The 17,852-nt window shown below is 44.9% G+C and carries 21 protein-coding genes, 1 tRNA gene and 1 pseudogene; 17 read left to right on the top strand and 6 right to left on the bottom strand.

All coding sequences use genetic code 11. The annotated features are described in order from the left end of the window. The first annotated feature begins 128 nt into the window (after positions 1 to 128). Positions 129 to 1,457, top strand: coding sequence for a Na+/H+ antiporter family protein (locus V5G21_RS03115; RefSeq protein ID WP_011247760.1), 1,329 nt, complete (start codon positions 129 to 131; stop codon positions 1,455 to 1,457). Positions 1,458 to 1,511: 54 nt separating this feature from the next. Here the strand turns inward: V5G21_RS03115 and V5G21_RS03110 are convergent, their stop codons facing one another. Beyond that, positions 1,512 to 1,784, bottom strand: a complete 273-nt coding sequence (locus V5G21_RS03110) for an HU family DNA-binding protein (protein ID WP_011247759.1) — start codon at positions 1,782 to 1,784, stop codon at positions 1,512 to 1,514. A gap of 72 nt (positions 1,785 to 1,856) precedes the next feature. Then, entirely contained in the window at positions 1,857 to 2,687 is an 831-nt protein-coding gene (locus V5G21_RS03105) for a YihY/virulence factor BrkB family protein (protein WP_011247758.1), read from the bottom strand. Positions 2,688 to 2,813: 126 nt separating this feature from the next. Between V5G21_RS03105 and V5G21_RS03100 the strand changes: the two genes are divergently transcribed. The 6 genes from V5G21_RS03100 (at position 2,814) to yugI (ending at position 7,719) form a co-directional block, all read left to right on the top strand. Beyond that, entirely contained in the window at positions 2,814 to 3,284 is a 471-nt protein-coding gene (locus V5G21_RS03100) for an S-ribosylhomocysteine lyase (protein WP_011247757.1), read from the top strand. Between the two features lie 162 nt (positions 3,285 to 3,446). Beyond that, positions 3,447 to 3,944, top strand: coding sequence for an Lrp/AsnC family transcriptional regulator (locus tag V5G21_RS03095; protein ID WP_011247756.1), 498 nt, complete (start codon positions 3,447 to 3,449; stop codon positions 3,942 to 3,944). Further along, positions 3,944 to 5,131 (top strand): aminotransferase, encoded by a 1,188-nt coding sequence (locus tag V5G21_RS03090; RefSeq protein WP_372513837.1) that lies wholly within the window; start codon positions 3,944 to 3,946, stop codon positions 5,129 to 5,131. The genes V5G21_RS03095 and V5G21_RS03090 overlap by 1 nt, the downstream gene beginning before the upstream one ends. Positions 5,132 to 5,234: 103 nt before the next feature. Continuing rightward, positions 5,235 to 6,017 carry a hydroxyethylthiazole kinase gene (gene thiM / locus V5G21_RS03085; RefSeq protein WP_338465210.1) on the top strand — a complete coding sequence of 261 codons (783 nt, stop codon included), beginning with the start codon at positions 5,235 to 5,237 and terminating at the stop codon, positions 6,015 to 6,017. A 79-nt stretch (positions 6,018 to 6,096) separates the two neighbouring features. Then, positions 6,097 to 7,233 (top strand): DEAD/DEAH box helicase, encoded by a 1,137-nt coding sequence (locus V5G21_RS03080; RefSeq protein ID WP_011247753.1) that lies wholly within the window; start codon positions 6,097 to 6,099, stop codon positions 7,231 to 7,233. A gap of 84 nt (positions 7,234 to 7,317) precedes the next feature. Next, entirely contained in the window at positions 7,318 to 7,719 is a 402-nt protein-coding gene (gene yugI / locus V5G21_RS03075; protein ID WP_095294652.1) for a S1 domain-containing post-transcriptional regulator GSP13, read from the top strand. A 41-nt stretch (positions 7,720 to 7,760) separates the two neighbouring features. On the opposite strand, the gene V5G21_RS03070 is transcribed toward yugI, so the two are convergent. Next, a complete protein-coding gene (locus tag V5G21_RS03070; protein ID WP_011247751.1) occupies positions 7,761 to 7,994 on the bottom strand; it encodes a DUF378 domain-containing protein in 234 nt (77 codons plus the stop codon). Between the two features lie 191 nt (positions 7,995 to 8,185). Here V5G21_RS03070 and V5G21_RS03065 point away from each other — a divergent pair, with 191 nt between their 5' ends. The 6 genes from V5G21_RS03065 to V5G21_RS03040 all read left to right on the top strand — a co-directional run bounded on the left by V5G21_RS03065 (position 8,186) and on the right by V5G21_RS03040 (position 12,904). Next, entirely contained in the window at positions 8,186 to 9,349 is a 1,164-nt protein-coding gene (locus V5G21_RS03065) for an iron-containing alcohol dehydrogenase (protein ID WP_011247750.1), read from the top strand. Positions 9,350 to 9,422: 73 nt separating this feature from the next. Continuing rightward, positions 9,423 to 10,529: a D-alanine--D-alanine ligase gene (gene ddlA, locus V5G21_RS03060; protein WP_011247749.1), complete on the top strand. Its 1,107-nt coding sequence runs from the start codon at positions 9,423 to 9,425 to the stop codon at positions 10,527 to 10,529. Positions 10,530 to 10,594: 65 nt separating this feature from the next. Then, entirely contained in the window at positions 10,595 to 11,950 is a 1,356-nt protein-coding gene (locus tag V5G21_RS03055; protein ID WP_095236060.1) for a glucose-6-phosphate isomerase, read from the top strand. 123 nt (positions 11,951 to 12,073) lie between these two features. Next, a complete protein-coding gene (locus V5G21_RS03050) occupies positions 12,074 to 12,487 on the top strand; it encodes a YugN-like family protein (RefSeq protein WP_095236059.1) in 414 nt (137 codons plus the stop codon). A 57-nt stretch (positions 12,488 to 12,544) separates the two neighbouring features. Then, a complete protein-coding gene (locus tag V5G21_RS03045; protein ID WP_167369567.1) occupies positions 12,545 to 12,709 on the top strand; it encodes a hypothetical protein in 165 nt (54 codons plus the stop codon). Positions 12,710 to 12,831: 122 nt separating this feature from the next. After that, a tRNA-Ala gene (locus V5G21_RS03040) sits at positions 12,832 to 12,904 on the top strand. 118 nt (positions 12,905 to 13,022) lie between these two features. On the opposite strand, the pseudogene V5G21_RS03035 reads toward V5G21_RS03040, so the two are convergent. Then, positions 13,023 to 13,372, bottom strand: a pseudogene (locus V5G21_RS03035) (DUF488 domain-containing protein). A gap of 187 nt (positions 13,373 to 13,559) precedes the next feature. Further along, positions 13,560 to 14,495 carry a manganese-dependent inorganic pyrophosphatase gene (locus tag V5G21_RS03030; protein WP_035202678.1) on the bottom strand — a complete coding sequence of 312 codons (936 nt, stop codon included), beginning with the start codon at positions 14,493 to 14,495 and terminating at the stop codon, positions 13,560 to 13,562. 339 nt (positions 14,496 to 14,834) lie between these two features. Between V5G21_RS03030 and cyoE the strand changes: the two genes are divergently transcribed. The 3 genes from cyoE to V5G21_RS03015 all read left to right on the top strand — a co-directional run bounded on the left by cyoE (position 14,835) and on the right by V5G21_RS03015 (position 16,795). After that, positions 14,835 to 15,770 (top strand): heme o synthase, encoded by a 936-nt coding sequence (cyoE, locus tag V5G21_RS03025; RefSeq protein WP_011247744.1) that lies wholly within the window; start codon positions 14,835 to 14,837, stop codon positions 15,768 to 15,770. Positions 15,771 to 15,842: 72 nt separating this feature from the next. Continuing rightward, entirely contained in the window at positions 15,843 to 16,340 is a 498-nt protein-coding gene (locus V5G21_RS03020) for a CcdC family protein (protein WP_035202680.1), read from the top strand. Positions 16,341 to 16,414: 74 nt separating this feature from the next. Then, positions 16,415 to 16,795, top strand: coding sequence for a YisL family protein (locus V5G21_RS03015; protein WP_011247742.1), 381 nt, complete (start codon positions 16,415 to 16,417; stop codon positions 16,793 to 16,795). A gap of 28 nt (positions 16,796 to 16,823) precedes the next feature. Here the strand turns inward: V5G21_RS03015 and V5G21_RS03010 are convergent, their stop codons facing one another. After that, complete coding sequence (locus tag V5G21_RS03010) at positions 16,824 to 17,282, bottom strand: DinB family protein (protein ID WP_011247741.1); 459 nt, start codon at positions 17,280 to 17,282, stop codon at positions 16,824 to 16,826. Between the two features lie 88 nt (positions 17,283 to 17,370). Between V5G21_RS03010 and V5G21_RS03005 the strand changes: the two genes are divergently transcribed. Continuing rightward, entirely contained in the window at positions 17,371 to 17,844 is a 474-nt protein-coding gene (locus V5G21_RS03005; protein WP_011247740.1) for a small multi-drug export protein, read from the top strand. Positions 17,845 to 17,852: the final 8 nt, after the last annotated feature.

Genomic DNA, 17,852 nt, shown 5'->3' with positions numbered 1-17,852 from the left:
TTGCTGATCAATGGGAGGCGTTTTAATCTTTGGCAGCACGGCAATGGTTGACAGAAAAAAACAGCCGTGGTAACGTAGTAAATGTTTTCGTTGTTTAATGATTTAATAAGATAAAGGAATGGGTATGTATGAATGCTGTTGTCGTGGCGGTTGGCTTAATGTTGCTTTTGAGTTTGCTACGTGTGCATGTCGTGTTGGCTTTAGCGATTTCGGCTATTGTCGGCGGGCTTGTCGGCGGGCTAAGTTTTAACACAACTATCGAAGTTTTTACGGCTGGATTAGGAGGCAATGCAGAAATTGCTTTTAGTTACGCTCTGTTGGGTGGATTTGCGATTGCGCTAGCTAAAACAGGGTTACCAGACTTTTTGATTAGCAAACTCCAGCAGTGGATGGAACGAAAAGGAGAGAGCAGGCAGCAGACGTTGACAAAAATGTTGCTTTTTTTAATGTTGACTATTGTTGCGTGTATGTCACAAAATCTTATACCGATCCACATTGCTTTTATTCCCATTTTAATTCCGCCGATTTTGACCATCTTAAATCAGCTACAAGTAGACAGGCGTTTAATTGCTTGTATTCTTACTTTTGGCCTCACTGCTCCGTATATGCTTCTCCCTTATGGGTTCGGCCAACTTTTTCATCGGATCATTGCCGACAATATGGCACAAAGTGGGCTTGTCATTGATATGGCGATGATCCCTGAAGCGATGCTGTTGCCGACGGCAAGTTCTGTACTTGGTTTGGTGCTTGCCGTATTTGTAAGTTATCGCAAAAACAGAGCGTATCATAACGAACCACTTGCTGGGTTTGAGCACGCTGAAGAACAGCAACCTTATACAAAGTGGACACTGACTGCTGCTGGAGCAGCAGTAGTCGTTACAGTTGCTGTGCAGTGGGCATACAACGACTCGATGATACCAGCTGCGTTGTCTGGCATTTTTGTATTGTTGGCCACAAGAGCTGTGCAATTTCGCATAGCGGACGATATGATTACCGATGGGATGAAAATGATGGCTTTTATCGGCTTTGTCATGCTAGCCGCGGCTGGTTTTGCTGATGTAATCAGGGAAACTGGACACGTAGAAACGCTCGTGGCCGACGTCGTTGCTACGATTGGAGGCAATAAAGCAATTGCGGTAGCGGCCATGTTTGCTGTTGGGCTAGTCATTACTTTAGGCATTGGTTCATCGTTTTCGACCATCCCGATCATTGCCGTTTTATTTGTGCCCCTTGGAATGGAGCTAGGCTTATCGACCATGGCGATTATTTCGCTCATTGGTGCAGCAGGGGCAATTGGGGATGCAGGAGCGCCTGCATCTGATTCAACGCTTGGCCCTACGGCAGGCTTGAATGCCGACGGCCAACACAACCATATTTGGGATACATGTGTCCCGACTTTTCTTCACTTTACTGTTCCGCTGTTTATTTTCGGTTGGATCGCAGCAATGATCTTATAGGAAAGAATCGGAACGAAAAAAACGCAAGCGTTCGCAGGGAGCGCTTGCGTTTTGTTATTTTACAGCGTCTTTTAATTGTTTGCCTGCTTTAAATGCAGGCGTTTTTGTAGCAGCAATATCGATTTCTTCGCCTGTTTGCGGGTTGCGTCCTTTTCTTGCTGCCCGCTCGCGGACCTCAAAGTTGCCGAAGCCAATTAGCTGGACACTTTCACCTTTGCCAAGTGACTCAGAAATTAAATCAAACATGCTGTTAACGGCAGCCGATGCATCTTTTTTTGAAAGCTGGGTGCGTTCAGCAAGGGCATTAATCAATTCTGTTTTATTCATCATACCACTCCTCAAATGACTAATTGGTAAGTTCTGCTACCATCATACCCACATAGTGAGTTTCTATACGTTTTAAGCGCTTTTTTTTCGCAAATGATGCAATGTCGCGTTTATTTCCGCGCCGACAATGAGGATAATCCCAGTCAGGAAAAACCAAAACATGAGAATGATGACGCCTGCCAATGGGCCGTATGTGCTTTCGTAATTGGCGTAATTGCTGACATATAGGGAAAAGAAAAAAGAAATTAACTGCCAGCCAATTGTGGCAAAAATAGCGCCTATTAGCCCATCGCGAAAACGCTGCTTGGCGTTAGGCGCAATCCAGTATAACGCCATAAGAGCGACAATCATGATCGCAAATGCCGCAATCCAACGGAAATTATCGAGCATAGCAACAACCTCGGTCGGAAGGAGCAAAAACGCCTCAAGAAGGTTTAAAATTTGATTTCCGAATACGGGAAGCGCGAGTGTGATGATAATAAGCAACACCATACCAACAGTCAATCCAATTGCAATGCTGCGGAGCTTTAAAAAATGCCTCGTCTCTTCAATGTTGTAAGCACGATTCACTGAACGAATAAAAGCATTGATGCCGTTTGAAGCAGACCAGAGCGTGCCTAAAATCCCAATTGACAGCAAGCCCGCTTGTGGTTCGCCAATCGTATTTAGGACAATTCGGCTGAACGTGTCACCAATTTCACCAGGAAAATAGGCATTAATTAAGTTTTGCACTTCGTCATTGTTAATTTCAAAAAAGGATACACCGGCGAGCACAAAAATCATCAGTGGAAAAATCGATAAAATAAAATAAAAAGCAAGCGTAGCCGCTAAATCAGGAATAGGGTCGCTTTTTAATTGGGCAATCAATTTCTTTGTAAATAAACGAGCAAAACGCAAGTCCATATTCTCCCTCCAGACATGAAACAACCCATTGATTTATACCCGCTCTTTTAAAATCATAAACAAACACTTCGACAGGACGACTCATTATCCTATATACTAAAAGGAAATGCAAAAGGAGTGGGTACGATGCCTTCAGTAGAAAGTTTTGAACTTGACCATACGATTGTAAAGGCCCCGTATGTCCGCCATTGTGGGAAACACAAGATTGGCAGTGACGGCGAAGTGAACAAGTTTGACATTCGGTTTTGCCAGCCTAATAAAGAAGCGCTAAAACCTGGCGTGATTCATACGTTAGAACATTTGCTTGCTATTAACATTCGCCGTTTTTCAGAGGAATATGACCATTTTGATGTCATCGATATTTCGCCAATGGGGTGTCAAACCGGCTATTACTTAATAATGAGCGGAACCCCGTCTGTCGAAGAAATCATCGATGTTCTTGAAAAGACAATGACGTATTCGCTGTCAATTGAAACCGTTCCTGCGGCTACGGAAAAAGAATGTGGGCAAGCGGCATTGCATGATTTGGAAGGAACGAAAGAAGTCATGCGCAAATGGCTATCTGAAGACAAAGGTTCATTAAAGCAAGTATTTTAAATGAGAAAAAGCTGCATATCAATGTGCGGCTTTTTTCTATAGATACAAGGAAGGCAGGCGTTTTTCCTTCATTTTTCATTAGACCAATTTAGCTGCTTGTGTGGTATCATTAGGAATACAAAAATGCTGCAAGAAAGAACAAACGATGGGGGGAGAGCGTCCATGTTAGACCAAAAAGCTTATGAAATTTTACAGATTATTGAAGCGAATGGACGTCTGGAATCAAACAAAATTGCAAAAATGGTTGATTTGACTAGCGAAGAAGTTGATCAATATGTAAAAGAGCTAGAAGATAAAAATGTCATCCTTAGCTATTCGGCAGTTGTTGACTGGACGAAATTGCCTGCCAAAGAAACCGTTACAGCGACAATCGATGTGAAGGTCGCTCCAAAAAGGGGCGTTGGTTTTGATGAAGTTGCCGAGCGAATTTACCGTTTTCCAGAAGTGAAAGCACTGTATTTAATGTCTGGCGCATACGACTTGTCTGTCGTGATCGAAGGCAAGACGATGCAAGAAACAGCCCGTTTTGTGTCAGAACGCCTATCGACGATTGATTCCGTCTTATCAACGACGACCCATTTTCAATTAAAAACATATAAACATGATGGCGTAATTTTTAAAGAGCCAGAGTCTGACAAACGAATCGTGGTGAGCCCATAATGGAGAAAGTAGCGATGACTTCCTATTCCCGCTTATCAGACCGTGTTTCAGAAATCAAGCCTTCAGGCATCCGCCGCTTTTTCGATTTAGCTTCGCAAATGGAGAATGTGATTTCATTAGGTGTCGGTGAACCGGATTTTGTGACGCCATGGAATATTAGAGAAGAAAGCATTTTCTCTCTTGAGCGAGGATATACGGCATATTCAGCGAATGCCGGTTTAATTGAGTTGCGCGAGGCGATTTCGCATTACATGGAAACAAGATTTGCCGTTTCATACAATCCTGATACAGAAATTTTGGTCACAGTAGGAGCTAGCGAAGCGATTGACCTTGGCATGCGGGCGATTTTAAATGAAGGAGACGAAGTGATTATCGTTGAGCCGACTTTTGTTTCTTATGCGCCCCTTGTCACAATGGCAGGCGGCGTTCCTGTGCCGGTTGGGACATCGGCTGAAACAAATTTTGAAGTGCGGCCTGCTGATATTGAAGCAGCTGTTACCGATAAAACAAAAGCAATCATGATTTGTTACCCAAATAACCCAACCGGATCCTCGATTAGCAAAAAGTGTTTAGAGGATATTGCCGCCATCGTCCGCAAGCACAACCTGTTTGTTTTTTCTGACGAAATTTATGCCGAACTAGCCTACGACAAAGAGCATGTTTGCTTTGCGACCCTTCCTGGCATGAAAGAGCAAACAATTGTCATTAATGGGTTTTCCAAAGCATTTGCGATGACAGGCTGGCGCGTCGGTTTTGCCCTAGCCCCTCCTGATCTTTTAGGAGCGATGTTGAAAATCCACCAATACAGCCTTATGTGTGCGCCAACAATGGCCCAATACGGAGCGCTTGAAGCGTTGCAACACGGAATGGATGATGTAGAACGGATGAAGCTGTCTTATCAACAAAGACGCAACTTCTTTGTGAAAACAGCGAAAGAAATTGGTTTGCCGTGCCATCATCCAGACGGCGCCCTTTATGCATTTCCATCGATTGCCCATACAGGGTTTACGTCAGAAGAATTTGCGGAAGCCTTATTAAAGGAAGAACGTGTCGCTGTTGTGCCAGGTTCTGTGTTTGGTGAGGGCGGAGAAGGGCATATTCGTTGCTCTTATGCAACTTCGCTAACCCACTTAGAAGAAGCGCTTGAGCGGATTGGACGCTTTTTAAGAAGGCTCGAATTGCGCTAATAAACAGAGCGAAACACTTGAATAAACCGAAAGGATCGCATAGATTTAGCGTTGCTTTGCAAAATAAGGCTATGCTTGCTATGTATGTTTGGAGGGAGACAAATTGGAACTGGTAAGGCAAAACAACCCGTTAATCCACTGTATGACAAACGACGTGGTGATGAATTTTACCGCCAATGGCTTGCTTGCTATTGGCGCTTCGCCAGTAATGGCTTTTTCCGCTGCAGAAACGGAAGACATGGCCTCTGTGGCAGATGCGCTTCTCCTTAATATAGGCACACCCTCCAACGAAGGGGTCGACTCGATGGTTTTAGCGGGAAAAGCGGCAAACAGAGCAGGCAAACCTATTATTTTTGACCCTGTTGGAGTAGGGGCTACGCCGTTTCGAAACGAAATATCAAAGCGGATTTTAAACGAAGTCGACGTTGCCGTCGTTCGCGGAAATGCTGGGGAAATTGCTGCCCTCCTTGGACAGGCAGGTACGGTAAAAGGTGTTGATGGCAAGATCAATGCTGATGTGAAAGAGCTATGCCTGCAGGCCGCTAAAGCGCTTCGGACCGTTGTCGTAGTAACAGGAGAGGTGGACGCTGTTTCAAATGGCGAACAACTAGTAGCCGTTGCAAATGGTCACGAGTGGCTCACGAAAGTCGTGGGTACAGGCTGTTTGCTCGGAGGTGTGATTGCTGCTTATGCTGCTGTTCAGCCTAATAGTCTTGTCGACGCTGCGGTTGAAGCACTTGCCTTTTATGGCGTTTGCGCAGAACAAGCATATGAGCAAACTAAGAAAGAAGGAATCGGCTCTTTCCAGCAAACATTTTTAAATGAGCTCGGCAATATGACGGACGAAAAAGCGGCTGCTTTGAAACGAGTAGAACAGATTTGTTAGGAACGAAGCTAGACTTGGATCGAGCCACACGCAGCGAATGAGACTGTGTGGCCTGATCGCCTATGTAAAGGAGCAACCAATGATTAATCATTTTCAATCGGCCAATTGGCCTGATGCTATTGGCGCCAATTTGCTTGCCAAAGGGATAAAAGAGCCAACCGCCATTCAAGCTGCGGTGATTCCGGCAGCTTTGGCTGGTGGGAATATAGTGGCCCGTTCTCAAACGGGAACGGGGAAAACACTTGCTTATCTCATGCCACTGCTTGCTAAAATTGATGTTTCCAAGCAGGCGACACAAGCAGTCATTGTGGCTCCGTCCCAAGAATTGGCGATGCAAATTGTGCAAGTTTTAAAAGAAACAACGGACCATACAACGATTACAAGCATGCCGTTCATAGGAGGCGCCAATATAAAACGGCAAATAGAGAAATTAAAAAAAGGCAAGCCCCATATAGTCGTAGGGACGCCTGGGCGGCTGCTTGAACTGGTTCGCTTGAAAAAAATCAAATTGGCAATGGTCCACACATGTGTGATTGATGAAGTAGACAGGTTTGTAGAAGATGAGCAGTGGGCTGAAACGGAAGAACTGGGAAAACGGATTGGCCGAGATGCCCAATATTTGTTTGTATCGGCGACAGTCCCAGATAAGCTCGAAGAAAAATTAGCGCTATTCGCGCCTGCGATTAAACGGATTGAAGCGAAAGGTTCCCTTGTTCCTGCCAGTGTCGAGCACTTATGCTTGTGGGTGGAAGCAAGGAATCGTGTTGATGTAACGAGAAAACTGATTGCTGCTGAGAACATTGAAAAAGGGATTGTGTTTGTCAACCATTTGCAGAGGCTAAATGAGACGGTGGAAAAACTGCGCTTCCGCAAAGTGAAGGCGGTGGCACTCTCTTCTGAAAGTGGAAAACAAGAGCGGGAAAAAGCGATTGCCTCGTTTTCTGCAAATGAAGCTCATATTTTGGTGGCGACAGATGTCGCTGCACGTGGCCTCGACCTTGAAGGGGTGACGCATATTATCCAGTTAGAAGCGCCGTCCGATCCAGACAGTTATTTGCATCGTGCAGGCCGTACTGGAAGAATGCAGCGCAGCGGTAAAGTCGTAACACTTTTTGAACAGCGAGAACACTATAAAAAAGAAAAGTACGAAAAGCAACTCGGCATCGACATAAAAGCGGCTTCCCTTGTACGGGGGCGCTTGGTTTTAACCGATTAGAAGGAAAAATTCGATCATCCTTTACTAAAAGGAAGGTCCTGTGGTAAAATCAAAAGGTTAAAACATGTTTAGGAGTTGTGATTTATGGCGAATTATGAGGAAGGCAGCATCGTTGAAGGGAAAGTTACCGGTATAAAGCCGTTCGGAGCTTTTGTCGCAATTGACGAAAAAAAACAAGGGCTTGTACACATTTCTGAAGTAGCGCACGGTTATGTAAAAGACATCGCCGATGTATTGGCAGTAGGAGATGAGGTAAAAGTAAAAATTATGTCTGTAGACGAGGAGTCTGGAAAGATTTCTTTGTCAATCCGCGCGACCCAAGAAGCGCCTGCTCGCCCGCAAGGGAAACCACGTGCTGGCAAAGGGAAACCTCAAGGCACTCAACAAAAGCAACAGGGCTTCAATACCCTCGAAGACAAGCTTAAAGAGTGGTTAAAACAGTCCAATGAAATTCAAGCTGATTTGAACAAGCGCGCGAAAAAATAAGAATAAGGTAAAAGCAGCTAGACGGTCTAGCTGCTTTTTTCTTATCGTTGTGGCTCAACTTCGTGGTCACGCCCAAGTTCTTCTTTCGGCTTCATTAAGATTGAAATAGCATACAATCCGGATAAACCGATAAGAGCGTAAATGAGGCGGGAAATAATCGATGCCTGGCCGTTAAAGATAAAAGCGACAAGGTCAAAACGGAAAAAACCGATTAGACCCCAGTTGATCGCGCCGATAATCGCAAGGACCAGCGCAGTTCTTTGAATACCGCTCATCTTTTTCACCTCCCGTTCTGTGCACACATCTGTGATGTGGCTACCTTTATGGTGTGGAATAGCCTTCCAGAATATACGCAATGCTAGTTGGCAATAATCGGTTGGTTGCAATAAGCAATTGTTTTGCAACGGCGTGCAAGAAAAGATACGATAAAAAAGGATGCTTTTTAAGCAAAGGAGGAAATAAGCAAATGGATGCTTTTACTTTTTACAATCCGACCAAATTAATTTTTGGCCAAGGAAAAACCGAACATTTGGCAGAAGAGCTTGTTGTTTACGATCGCAATGTCTTGCTTGTTTACGGAGGCGGTAGCATCAAAAAGAACGGCTTGTATGAAAAAGTCACGAAACAATTAGAATTAGCAGGATGTACGGTCACCGAATTGGCAGGAGTAGAGCCAAACCCACGGCTGACAACTGTGCAAAAAGGAATTGATTTGTGCAAAGAAAAGCAAATTGGCTTTATTTTAGCAGTTGGCGGCGGCAGTGTGATTGATGCGACAAAAGCCATTGCTGTAGGTGCCCGCCATGATGGAGACATTTGGGATATTATTACTAAGAAAGAAACGCCTATGGATGCATTGCCGTTTGGCACGATTTTGACGCTTGCAGCAACTGGATCCGAGATGAATTCTGGTTCTGTGATTACCAATTGGGAAACACATCAAAAAAAGGGTTGGGGCAGCATTTTTAGTTTTCCTAACTTTTCTATTCTCGACCCAATAAATACGCTTTCGGTTCCACAAGACCAAACCGTTTATGGCATTGTCGACATGATGAGCCATGTTCTTGAAGCCTATTTTCACCCAGCGGAGAATACGCCGTTGCAAGACCGGATTTGCGAATCCATTTTGCATACAGTCATTGAAGCAGCCCCGCCGTTGTTAGATGATCTCGAAAATGTGGATTTGCGGGAAACGATTCTTTATAGCGGAACGATGGCCTTGAACGGAATCACGCAAATGGGTGCGCGAGGCGATTGGGGTACACATAATCTTGAACACGCGGTTTCGGCTGTTTTTGATATTCCACACGCTGGTGGGCTTGCGATTTTATTTCCTCATTGGCTCCGCCACAGCATTGATGTCAATCCAGAACGAAGTGCGATGCTCGCTACAAACGTGTTTGGCGTTGATCCAACAGGCAAAGACAAACAGGATGTCGCCCTTGAAGGGATTGACAAGTTAGCTGCTTTTTGGAAACAATTAGGGGCCCCAAGCCGTTTGGCTGATTACGGCATTGATGAAAGCAAACTTGAGCAAATTGCTGACATTGCTTGTGAGAACGGGATTTATGGCAATTACCATAAACTCGGAAAGCCTCAAACACTTGAAATTTTAAAGGCGGCACTTTAAAGGGGAGGCCATATTTTTTCATTCTTCACCAAGCTTTTTCCGTGTATAATGTACGGGAAGGAGAGTGAAAAAAGTGGCCAAGAAACGAGTAGGCATTATTTTTGGAGGAAAATCTGCTGAGCATGAAGTTTCACTGCAATCAGCAAAAAATATTGTTGAGGCGATTGATAAAGATCGTTTTGACGTGACATTGATTGGCATTGACAAACAAGGCCAATGGCATATAAATGAAGCGTCTAATTTTTTACTTAACGCAGATAATCCAGCTTTAATTGAGCTAAATAAATCGAATCAAGGCGTAGCCCTTATTCCTGGGAAGGAAGACAGGCAACTGGTGGGCACGGCAAACCAGTCGGTTCTTGACCAGCTTGATGTCGTGTTCCCAATTGTACATGGTACCCTTGGAGAAGATGGATCGTTGCAAGGGATGTTTCGTCTTGCCAATTTGCCATTTGTCGGGTCAAATGTGCTTGGCTCGGCAGTGAGCATGGATAAAGACATTGCGAAGCGGCTGCTTCAAGGGGCCGGCCTCCACGTTGCAAGTGGGTTGACATTTACCCGTGCTGCTAAGGAAACGATTGATTTTGAGAGCATTGCTGATCAATTAGGGCTGCCCCTATTTATAAAGCCTGCCAACCAAGGCTCTTCTGTTGGTGTCAACAAAGCAACAACTGAAGCGGAATTTACGGCTGCTATTGAAGAAGCATTTTCGTATGACCATAAAGTCCTTATTGAAGCAGCCATTAAAGGGCGCGAAATTGAATGTGCCGTTCTCGGCAATGACTACCCGAAAGCAAGCACTTGCGGGGAAATTTTGCCGCAAGATGGGTTTTATTCGTATGATGCGAAGTATATTGATGAAGACGGCGCCAAATTGGCGATCCCTGCAGATTTGCCGGAAGACGTCAATCGCCGTATCCAAGACATTGCCATTCAAGCTTACAAAACATTGAATTGTGAAGGCTTGGCTCGTGTTGATGTGTTTTTAACTGAAACAGGCGAAGTGATCATTAATGAAGTGAATACATTGCCTGGCTTTACGAAAATCAGCATGTACCCGAAATTATGGGAAGCGAGCGGTGTGTCTTATCAAGACTTGATTACAACGTTAATTGAGCTTGCCATTGAGCGCCATGAACGTGACAAACAGCTGAAAAGCTCGGTTTTTGACCGCAATTGACTTGTGTTTTTAGCCTCCGTTCGGTACATTTAAAAGGTACCGAACTTAAGGGAGGCTATTTTTTTATGGCACATATTCAATTTGACTACAGCAAAGCTCTTTCCTTTTTCGGAGAGCATGAAGTTGCCTATATGGGAGAGGCAGTCCGCGCTGCACATAAAGCGCTTCATGAAAAGACGGGCCAAGGAAATGACTTTTTAGGATGGATCGACTTGCCTGTTGATTACGATAAAGAAGAATTTGCCCGCATTCAAAAAGCGGCAGAAAAAATCCGCCATGATTCCGATGTGCTCCTTGTTGTCGGCATCGGTGGTTCGTACTTAGGGGCACGCGCTGCGATTGAAGCGTTGAACCATTCTTTTTTTAACCAACTGCCGAAAGAAAAGCGCAACGCACCGCAAGTCATTTTTGTCGGTCAGAACATTAGCTCAACGTATTTGAGCGATGTGCTTGATCTTCTTGATGGCAAGGATGTATCGGTCAATGTGATCTCTAAATCAGGAACGACAACAGAGCCGGCGATTGCTTTCCGTGTGTTCCGCGACTACCTTGAAAAGAAATACGGAAAGGAAGAGGCGCGCAAACGCATTTACGCAACAACTGACAAAGAGCGTGGAGCTCTGAAAACATTGGCGAACGAAGAGGGATACGAATCTTTCGTGATTCCAGATGATGTTGGCGGTCGCTTTTCTGTATTGACAGCTGTAGGCCTCTTGCCAATCGCTGTAAGCGGCTTAGCGATTGAAGACATGATGAAGGGGGCGGCTGATGCAAGAGAAGCTTTTTCAACAGGTGAATTAAGCGAAAATGCAGCTTATCAATATGCGGCCATTCGCAACATCCTTTACAATAAAGGCAAAACAATTGAATTGTTGGTGAATTATGAACCGCACCTTCATTATGTGTCTGAATGGTGGAAACAATTATTTGGCGAAAGCGAAGGGAAAGACCAAAAAGGGATTTACCCAGCATCCGTCGACTTTTCAACTGATCTTCATTCAATGGGCCAATATGTACAAGATGGACGCCGTGATTTGTTTGAAACGGTCCTTCATGTCGAAGCGGTCGACAAACATATTACGATTGAAGAAGCAGAAAGCGATCTTGATGGGTTAAACTATTTAGCAGGAAAAACAATGGATTTTGTCAATAAACAAGCGTTTAAAGGAACAATGCTTGCTCATACTGACGGGAATGTGCCAAACTTAGTCGTTTCCATTCCTAAATTGGATGAATACTCATTTGGTTATCTCGTTTACTTTTTCGAAAAAGCGGTTGCTATGAGCGGTTATTTGCTAGGCGTGAATCCATTTGACCAACCAGGCGTTGAAGCCTATAAGAAAAACATGTTTGCTTTGCTCGGAAAGCCAGGCTTCGAGGAAGAGAAAAACAAACTTGAAAGTCGCTTAACGGACAACTAAACATTGTGCAAACTGGCCAACGCAGTCCATTGGGCTGCGTTGTTTTTTGTGTGTTGACGGTGTATAAGTTCGAGGCTCCTTTCCCACACTAATGGCGATGGAAAAACGAAGGGAGCGATTGGCTTGATCGCACTTGAATCAACAATTGAAGGCAAACAATATAAAGCAAAAGAATTGCAAAGCGTATTGGAATCATTAGGCTACACACTCGGTGGCAACTGGGACTACGACCATGGCTATTACGATTACAAAATCTCGTCGGACAATGGTTATACGTTTTTGCGTATTCCTGTTCAAGCAGTGGAAGGGGAGCTAGGCTCAAAAGACGCTGTCATCCAAGTTGGAACGTTGTACTTGCTAAACCATGTTTATCAACAAGACAACGATGAAGAGTCGTTAAGCGGCGTTGTACCGGCGGTGGCCGAGGGGCTTGTAAACCAGTTTCAAGCGCCTGTTGACAAGGACGGGGAAGTCTCCGACAAGTACCGCTCGTTAGCGGAAAACTTAGTAGCAGAGCTTGAGCAAACGCTTGCTTGATCATCATTGCGACATGGGGGAAAAGTTGCTAAAGTAATAGCGGGAGGAGGAGTGAAAATGGGTGAAGCGCTCATCATTGCTTTAGCTATTTTTTGCGGTTGGCTAATACTCGATTTTGTAAAGGCGAAACGAATCACAATGGAAGCCGCCATCCAATCTGCAGTCGTCGGTTTACTCGGCGGGTTTGTCTGGTTTCTTATTGGTTTGTTTTTGCCTACTTGATAGTGTTTAAGACTGAACCATTTTAAGCGCAAGGCTGCGATTTTTTGTTATTTTTGTATTGCAAACAGCGGTGAGCTATGTTATATTATTGCAGTAACGTTATTGGACATACATAACCGTGTGGGGCCTTAGCTCAGCTGGGAGAGCGCAACGCTGGCAGCGTTGAGGTCAGGGGTTCGAGCCCCCTAGGCTCCATTAAAAATTAGGACGCACATGCTCTAAAAAGGAGCATGTGCGTTTTACTATTTTACAAAGGACACAGGGAAACTGCTGTCCGGCAACGCAAGGGGGACGCCGTTTTTTGCTTTAGGATTCATTGAAGGGGGGAACAAGAATGAACGAGCCAATCCCGCAGAACATTGGCGTGGTTGTGGACGGGATCTTTTGCGGCGTATACAAGCGTGACGTGTTTTTGAACCGCCATTTCGCATATTGAACCGCTCGTTTGTAGCGAATCGGGTCCTTCGACAATTCTAACTCGTATTTCTCGGTGAACATTGCGAATCGCTCCGGTCGGTGGCCGAACCATATACGCAATTCAGGACTTGGTGCAATTTCTTTCATCCATTCATCAATAGCAGCTCGCTCTTTTGACATGCCACGGGGCCAGAGCCGGTCGACGAGAATTCGCACGCCATCTTCAGGAGAGGGTGCTTCGTAAATTCATTTGACATGTATGGTTGTCCGGTTCTCTTCGTTCATTTGCTGTTTACTGGGGCGGTCGAGCACCGTAAAAGCTATCCTCCTTTTATTAATGATGCCTTGCATTGGGTGTTACTTTCTCGCCCTGAGAAGATAAGGAGAAACAAGCCAGTTGAGAACATGTCAACTGGCTTGTTTTGGATCATGTTTAGTTTACGTTGGCGATTGCTTCTGTAAGTGGCGGGACAACTTGTTTTTTGCGGGAAACAACGCCTTTAAGAACAGCTGTATGGTTTGTCAACGTTGTCTGGAAGGCTTGTTCAAATGCAGCGGTTTTGTCGCCGAGAACGAGGGCGACTGAATCATTTTCAAGGATGTCTGTAATAATAAAGACGAATAAGTCAAGCCCATTGTCATTGATTTTGGCTGTAATCACTTTTTCAAGTTCGCTTTGGCGAGCGAGTACGTCATTTATATCCACGGTATTCACTTGAGCAATTTCCACTGTGGCAGCGCCCATTGCAAATGCTTTTGCATCCATTGTCAACAGCTCACCAGCTGTTTTATCAGAAATGTCAGCGCCTGCTTTAAGCATGTTTAATCCGTATTCTTCGGCATTAACGCCAGCAATTTCCGCTAATTCTTTGGCTGCTTGCTTGTCCTCTTCTGTGCATGTTGGCGACTTGAATAAAAGGGAATCAGAGATAATCGCGGAAAGCATCAAGCCTGCAATTGGTTTAGGAATGTCCAGGCCGTGTTCTTTGTAGAGCTTTTTGATAATCGTCGCCGTGCAGCCGACAGGTTCGGCCCGATAATAAACAGGGTCAGCTGTTTCAAAGTTAGCAATGCGGTGATGGTCGATCACTTCTACAACTTGGACGTCGTCAATGTCGCTGACGCTTTGTTGGCGTTCATTGTGATCAACAAGAATGACTCGGTCTGTTTCGTTTGCTGCTTTTTCGATCAAGCGTGGCGTGCTTACACCGAATGCTTCAAGTGCATACAATGTCTCCCCATTCGGTTCACCTAGTCGTACGGCTTCTGTTTCAACACCAAGCTGTCCTTTTAAGTCGGCGTAAGCGATAGCTGAGCAAATTGTATCCGTGTCAGGATTTTTGTGGCCAAAAATAAGTGTTTTAGGCATCTAATAAAACTCCTTTTACATAGTATGTTCAACATTACTATAGTATCATCTTCGTCCGGAGACTTGAAGCGTTTGTCGGTCGATTCGGTGAATCCTCCTTTAAATCAGCGGTAAGCGATTTCACACTTTCCATTGGACCGGAAAAAGCGTATAATAGAATATGTGTGTGCGGACTGGACAGGCTGTAGCGTTTTTTCGGAAATTGGTCACAACTTCTTGACAGGACTTCGACAGTTTGTTTAAGTAGCTGCGCAATAAGCTGTCTATGCTAAAATAATACAATAGGAATAATAGTGGTTATATTACACAGTTTAATGAGACAGGAGGAAGAGGGGGTTTATGAGAACGGAAAAAATAGATAAGAGCATACACAATGCCTCTCTTGCTACGCCTAAACAAGCTTTTTCGCAAGTCCTCTCAGAAACATTAAAAACAGGGATCATTAAATCCAATCTGCTTGCGATGGCGGCGGGATTGAGCCTAGCTCTTTACGTTACGGGCATTCCGATTGGCGAAAAGCTTCCAGAAATTCTTTTTGCTATTTTTGGCTCAGCCTTTGTCATTGGGGCAGCAGGTGCCTTTAACAACATTTACGACCGTGACATTGACGCCATTATGGACCGGACGAAAAACCGGCCGACGGTAACTGGCAGGATGCAGCCTGCCAATGCGTTAGTGCTTGGCATATCTTTATCATTGCTTGGGTTGTTGCTTCTCGGGGTCGCTTCGCCACGTGCAGCATTGTTTGGTTTCCTCGGCCTCTTTTTATATGTGGTGCCTTACACAATGTGGTCGAAACGGCGTACGATTTATAATACCGAGATTGGCAGTGTTGGCGGTGCAGTCCCACCGCTTATCGGCTGGGCTGCGATTTCTGGAGACTTGGTTCACCCGGCAATTATTGGCTTGTTTGTTGTTACGGTCCTTTGGCAAATGCCTCATTTTTATGCGATTGCGATTCGTCGCTATGACGAATACAAGGCTGCTAAAGTGCCAATGCTGCCGGTTGTCAAAGGGTTCAAGCGGACGTTTATCCAAACGAATGTCTATTTGGTTGTCCTAGCGGCATCCAGCTTTTTCTTTGTTTCGTTAAGTTGGTTCATCACCATTGTAGCTCTTGTGTTGTCATTGATTTGGCTGACGTTGAGCATAGCTGGCTATAAACGAATGGAGCCTAAAAAATGGGCGACCCTTATGTTTGTTTTTTCACTTAACTATCTTACGATTCTTTTTACGGTGATCATCGGTTTTTCACTGCTTTCTCCCTTGTTTTAACAAAGTGGTGTCTTGCCTAGGCAAGGCGCCTTTTTTTAGGGTTTAGCTTTTGGTTAGAAAGGGGATGTTTCAATGGAGAACAATTGGCTGCTAATTGCCGTTCCAACGCTCATGGCAGTTGCTATGGGGAGCGCAGCGCTCGTGATCCGCATGAAAGCATCGAAACGCCCTACTTCGGCGAAGCGGATTATGGTGCCGCCGCTAGCGATGTCAACTGGCTTCTTGATGTTTTTATACGAGCCAACAAGGCCTTCAGCCTTCCATGTTGGCGAAGCGCTTATTGTCGGTGCGCTTTTTTCAATCGTCCTCATTTGGACATCGAAATTTGAAGTGCGGGATGGTGCTATTTACTTAAAACGTTCGAAAGCGTTTGCTTATCTTTTAATCGGTTTGCTTGTATTAAGAGTGGCGTTTCGAATTGTCATGGGGCAGGAGTTAAATCCCGAGGAACTGTCAGGTATGTTCTTTTTGCTTGCCTATGGAATGCTGTTGCCTTGGCGGGTAGCCATGCTCGTCCGTTATGTAAAACTCAAGCGCGATAGCGACAAGGTGGCAACGTATAAGCCGTGATCGTGTATGGTTAGCGTTTGAAAAACAGACACGCTATACTGAAATAGAAAGACAATCGTAAAGGAGGATATTCAATGAATTCTGGCGGATTTATTCAAGAGAACTTTTCCATTTTTCAAGCTTCCCACGAAGGTTCATGGGCCATTCTAGCGATATTGTTCTTAGTTGCTTATTTTCTTTTCCGTGGAGGTAAAAGCAAGGCTGGTACGATTATACATATGATTGCCCGGCTATTCTTTGTGATTATGCTCGTAACAGGCGCAAGCATGCTTATTGCCTACCAATTTGCTTATTTTTTCTTTATCAAAGGAATCCTGGCCGTATTGCTTATCGGTTTTATGGAAGCAGCGCTTGGGAAGGCGAAACGGAATGAAAACAGCCTAGGCATGCTGTTTGCTGTTCTTGTGGTGCTTGTTGTCATCGTGCTGATGGGGTATGGGATCATCCGTTTTTAAAACAAAGCATGCCACGGCATGCTTTGTTTTAGTTTGAGAATAGGTTGCTGTAATGGAGGAGTGTGCGGTAATGCATGCCTTCATGGAAGGCGACGATACTGAGAAGTTCGTCTACGGTTTGAAACGATTGGCCTCGCAAAGTAAAAGGCGCCGTTTTTTCGGTTCCTCCCGTCTCTGTGGCTAACTTCTGTGCTGCTTGTTGTTGTTTAGCTGCTGCTTCTTGAAGCGTTTCAATAGAGGGAACTTTGTCGGTCCATTGCAAAGGGCTCGAACCTTTGGCAAAAGGGTGGTAATACTCTTTTGGAATCGTTTTTTCAAAAGTTGGCGCATGCCCAAGAACATGGTCTGCGATGACCAAGATGTGCCCGTAATTCCAATGGACAGAGTTTTTGAAACCGGCGGGAATAATATCGTGTTTTTCTGCAGGGATGGTCTGCAGGGTCTGTTCATTTGCCATACGGGCATATGAAAAGGCGGCGTAGGTCATCGTATTTGCTCCCTTCGGTAGGATGGTTAAAGTATAACGAAAACAGCTGAAGATTGCATTGATTTTAAGTAGGAAAGGGGGAGTAATTATGGAAGCAGACGGTCTATGGCTCAGCTTGCTATTTGTGGCGAGCATGATTCCCTTCATCGAGTATACGCTTGCCGTACCAGTTGGTATTCTTTTCGTGAATCAACCCCCTGTGCTGACCGTATTGGTATCGATTCTTGGCAATAGCCTCGGAGTGGTGCTGCTTGTGTTGCTTAGCGAAAAAATTCGCGACTGGACACTGAAAAGACAGAACAGCCAGAAAAGCGGGCGACAGTCAAGCAAACAGCAGGAGAAGACAAAGCATTTTTTAGAAAAGTATGGGATGCCAGGCGTAGGGATTCTTGCACCGATTTTGCTAAGTAGTCATATTGGCGCCGTAACCGCCGTTGCACTTGGCGTTTCACGCAGTTATGCAATTTTGTGGACGCTTATCGGTGTTGTCCTTTGGGCCATCATTTTTGGCATTATTTGTGTGTATGCAAGCCATTGGCTTCTTCCATTTTTTGGCCAATAGAGATATGA

This window comes from Shouchella rhizosphaerae, assembly GCF_036700015.1.
Taxonomy (GTDB): Bacteria; Bacillota; Bacilli; order Bacillales; family Bacillaceae_D; genus Shouchella; species Shouchella rhizosphaerae.
Note: the sequence above shows the minus strand (reverse complement) of the source record. Positions and strands in the feature narration are given on the sequence as shown.

Coding starts and splice junctions, on each gene's coding strand:
- V5G21_RS03115 (WP_011247760.1), top strand. CDS start 129: ATGAATGCTGTTGTCGTGGCGGTTGGCTTAATGTTGCTTTTGAGTTTG.
- V5G21_RS03110 (WP_011247759.1), bottom strand. CDS start 1,784: ATGAATAAAACAGAATTGATTAATGCCCTTGCTGAACGCACCCAGCTT.
- V5G21_RS03105 (WP_011247758.1), bottom strand. CDS start 2,687: ATGGACTTGCGTTTTGCTCGTTTATTTACAAAGAAATTGATTGCCCAA.
- V5G21_RS03100 (WP_011247757.1), top strand. CDS start 2,814: ATGCCTTCAGTAGAAAGTTTTGAACTTGACCATACGATTGTAAAGGCC.
- V5G21_RS03095 (WP_011247756.1), top strand. CDS start 3,447: ATGTTAGACCAAAAAGCTTATGAAATTTTACAGATTATTGAAGCGAAT.
- V5G21_RS03090 (WP_372513837.1), top strand. CDS start 3,944: ATGGAGAAAGTAGCGATGACTTCCTATTCCCGCTTATCAGACCGTGTT.
- V5G21_RS03080 (WP_011247753.1), top strand. CDS start 6,097: ATGATTAATCATTTTCAATCGGCCAATTGGCCTGATGCTATTGGCGCC.
- yugI (WP_095294652.1), top strand. CDS start 7,318: ATGGCGAATTATGAGGAAGGCAGCATCGTTGAAGGGAAAGTTACCGGT.
- V5G21_RS03070 (WP_011247751.1), bottom strand. CDS start 7,994: ATGAGCGGTATTCAAAGAACTGCGCTGGTCCTTGCGATTATCGGCGCG.
- V5G21_RS03065 (WP_011247750.1), top strand. CDS start 8,186: ATGGATGCTTTTACTTTTTACAATCCGACCAAATTAATTTTTGGCCAA.
- V5G21_RS03055 (WP_095236060.1), top strand. CDS start 10,595: ATGGCACATATTCAATTTGACTACAGCAAAGCTCTTTCCTTTTTCGGA.
- V5G21_RS03045 (WP_167369567.1), top strand. CDS start 12,545: ATGGGTGAAGCGCTCATCATTGCTTTAGCTATTTTTTGCGGTTGGCTA.
- V5G21_RS03030 (WP_035202678.1), bottom strand. CDS start 14,495: ATGCCTAAAACACTTATTTTTGGCCACAAAAATCCTGACACGGATACA.
- cyoE (WP_011247744.1), top strand. CDS start 14,835: ATGAGAACGGAAAAAATAGATAAGAGCATACACAATGCCTCTCTTGCT.
- V5G21_RS03020 (WP_035202680.1), top strand. CDS start 15,843: ATGGAGAACAATTGGCTGCTAATTGCCGTTCCAACGCTCATGGCAGTT.
- V5G21_RS03015 (WP_011247742.1), top strand. CDS start 16,415: ATGAATTCTGGCGGATTTATTCAAGAGAACTTTTCCATTTTTCAAGCT.
- V5G21_RS03010 (WP_011247741.1), bottom strand. CDS start 17,282: ATGACCTACGCCGCCTTTTCATATGCCCGTATGGCAAATGAACAGACC.
- V5G21_RS03005 (WP_011247740.1), top strand. CDS start 17,371: ATGGAAGCAGACGGTCTATGGCTCAGCTTGCTATTTGTGGCGAGCATG.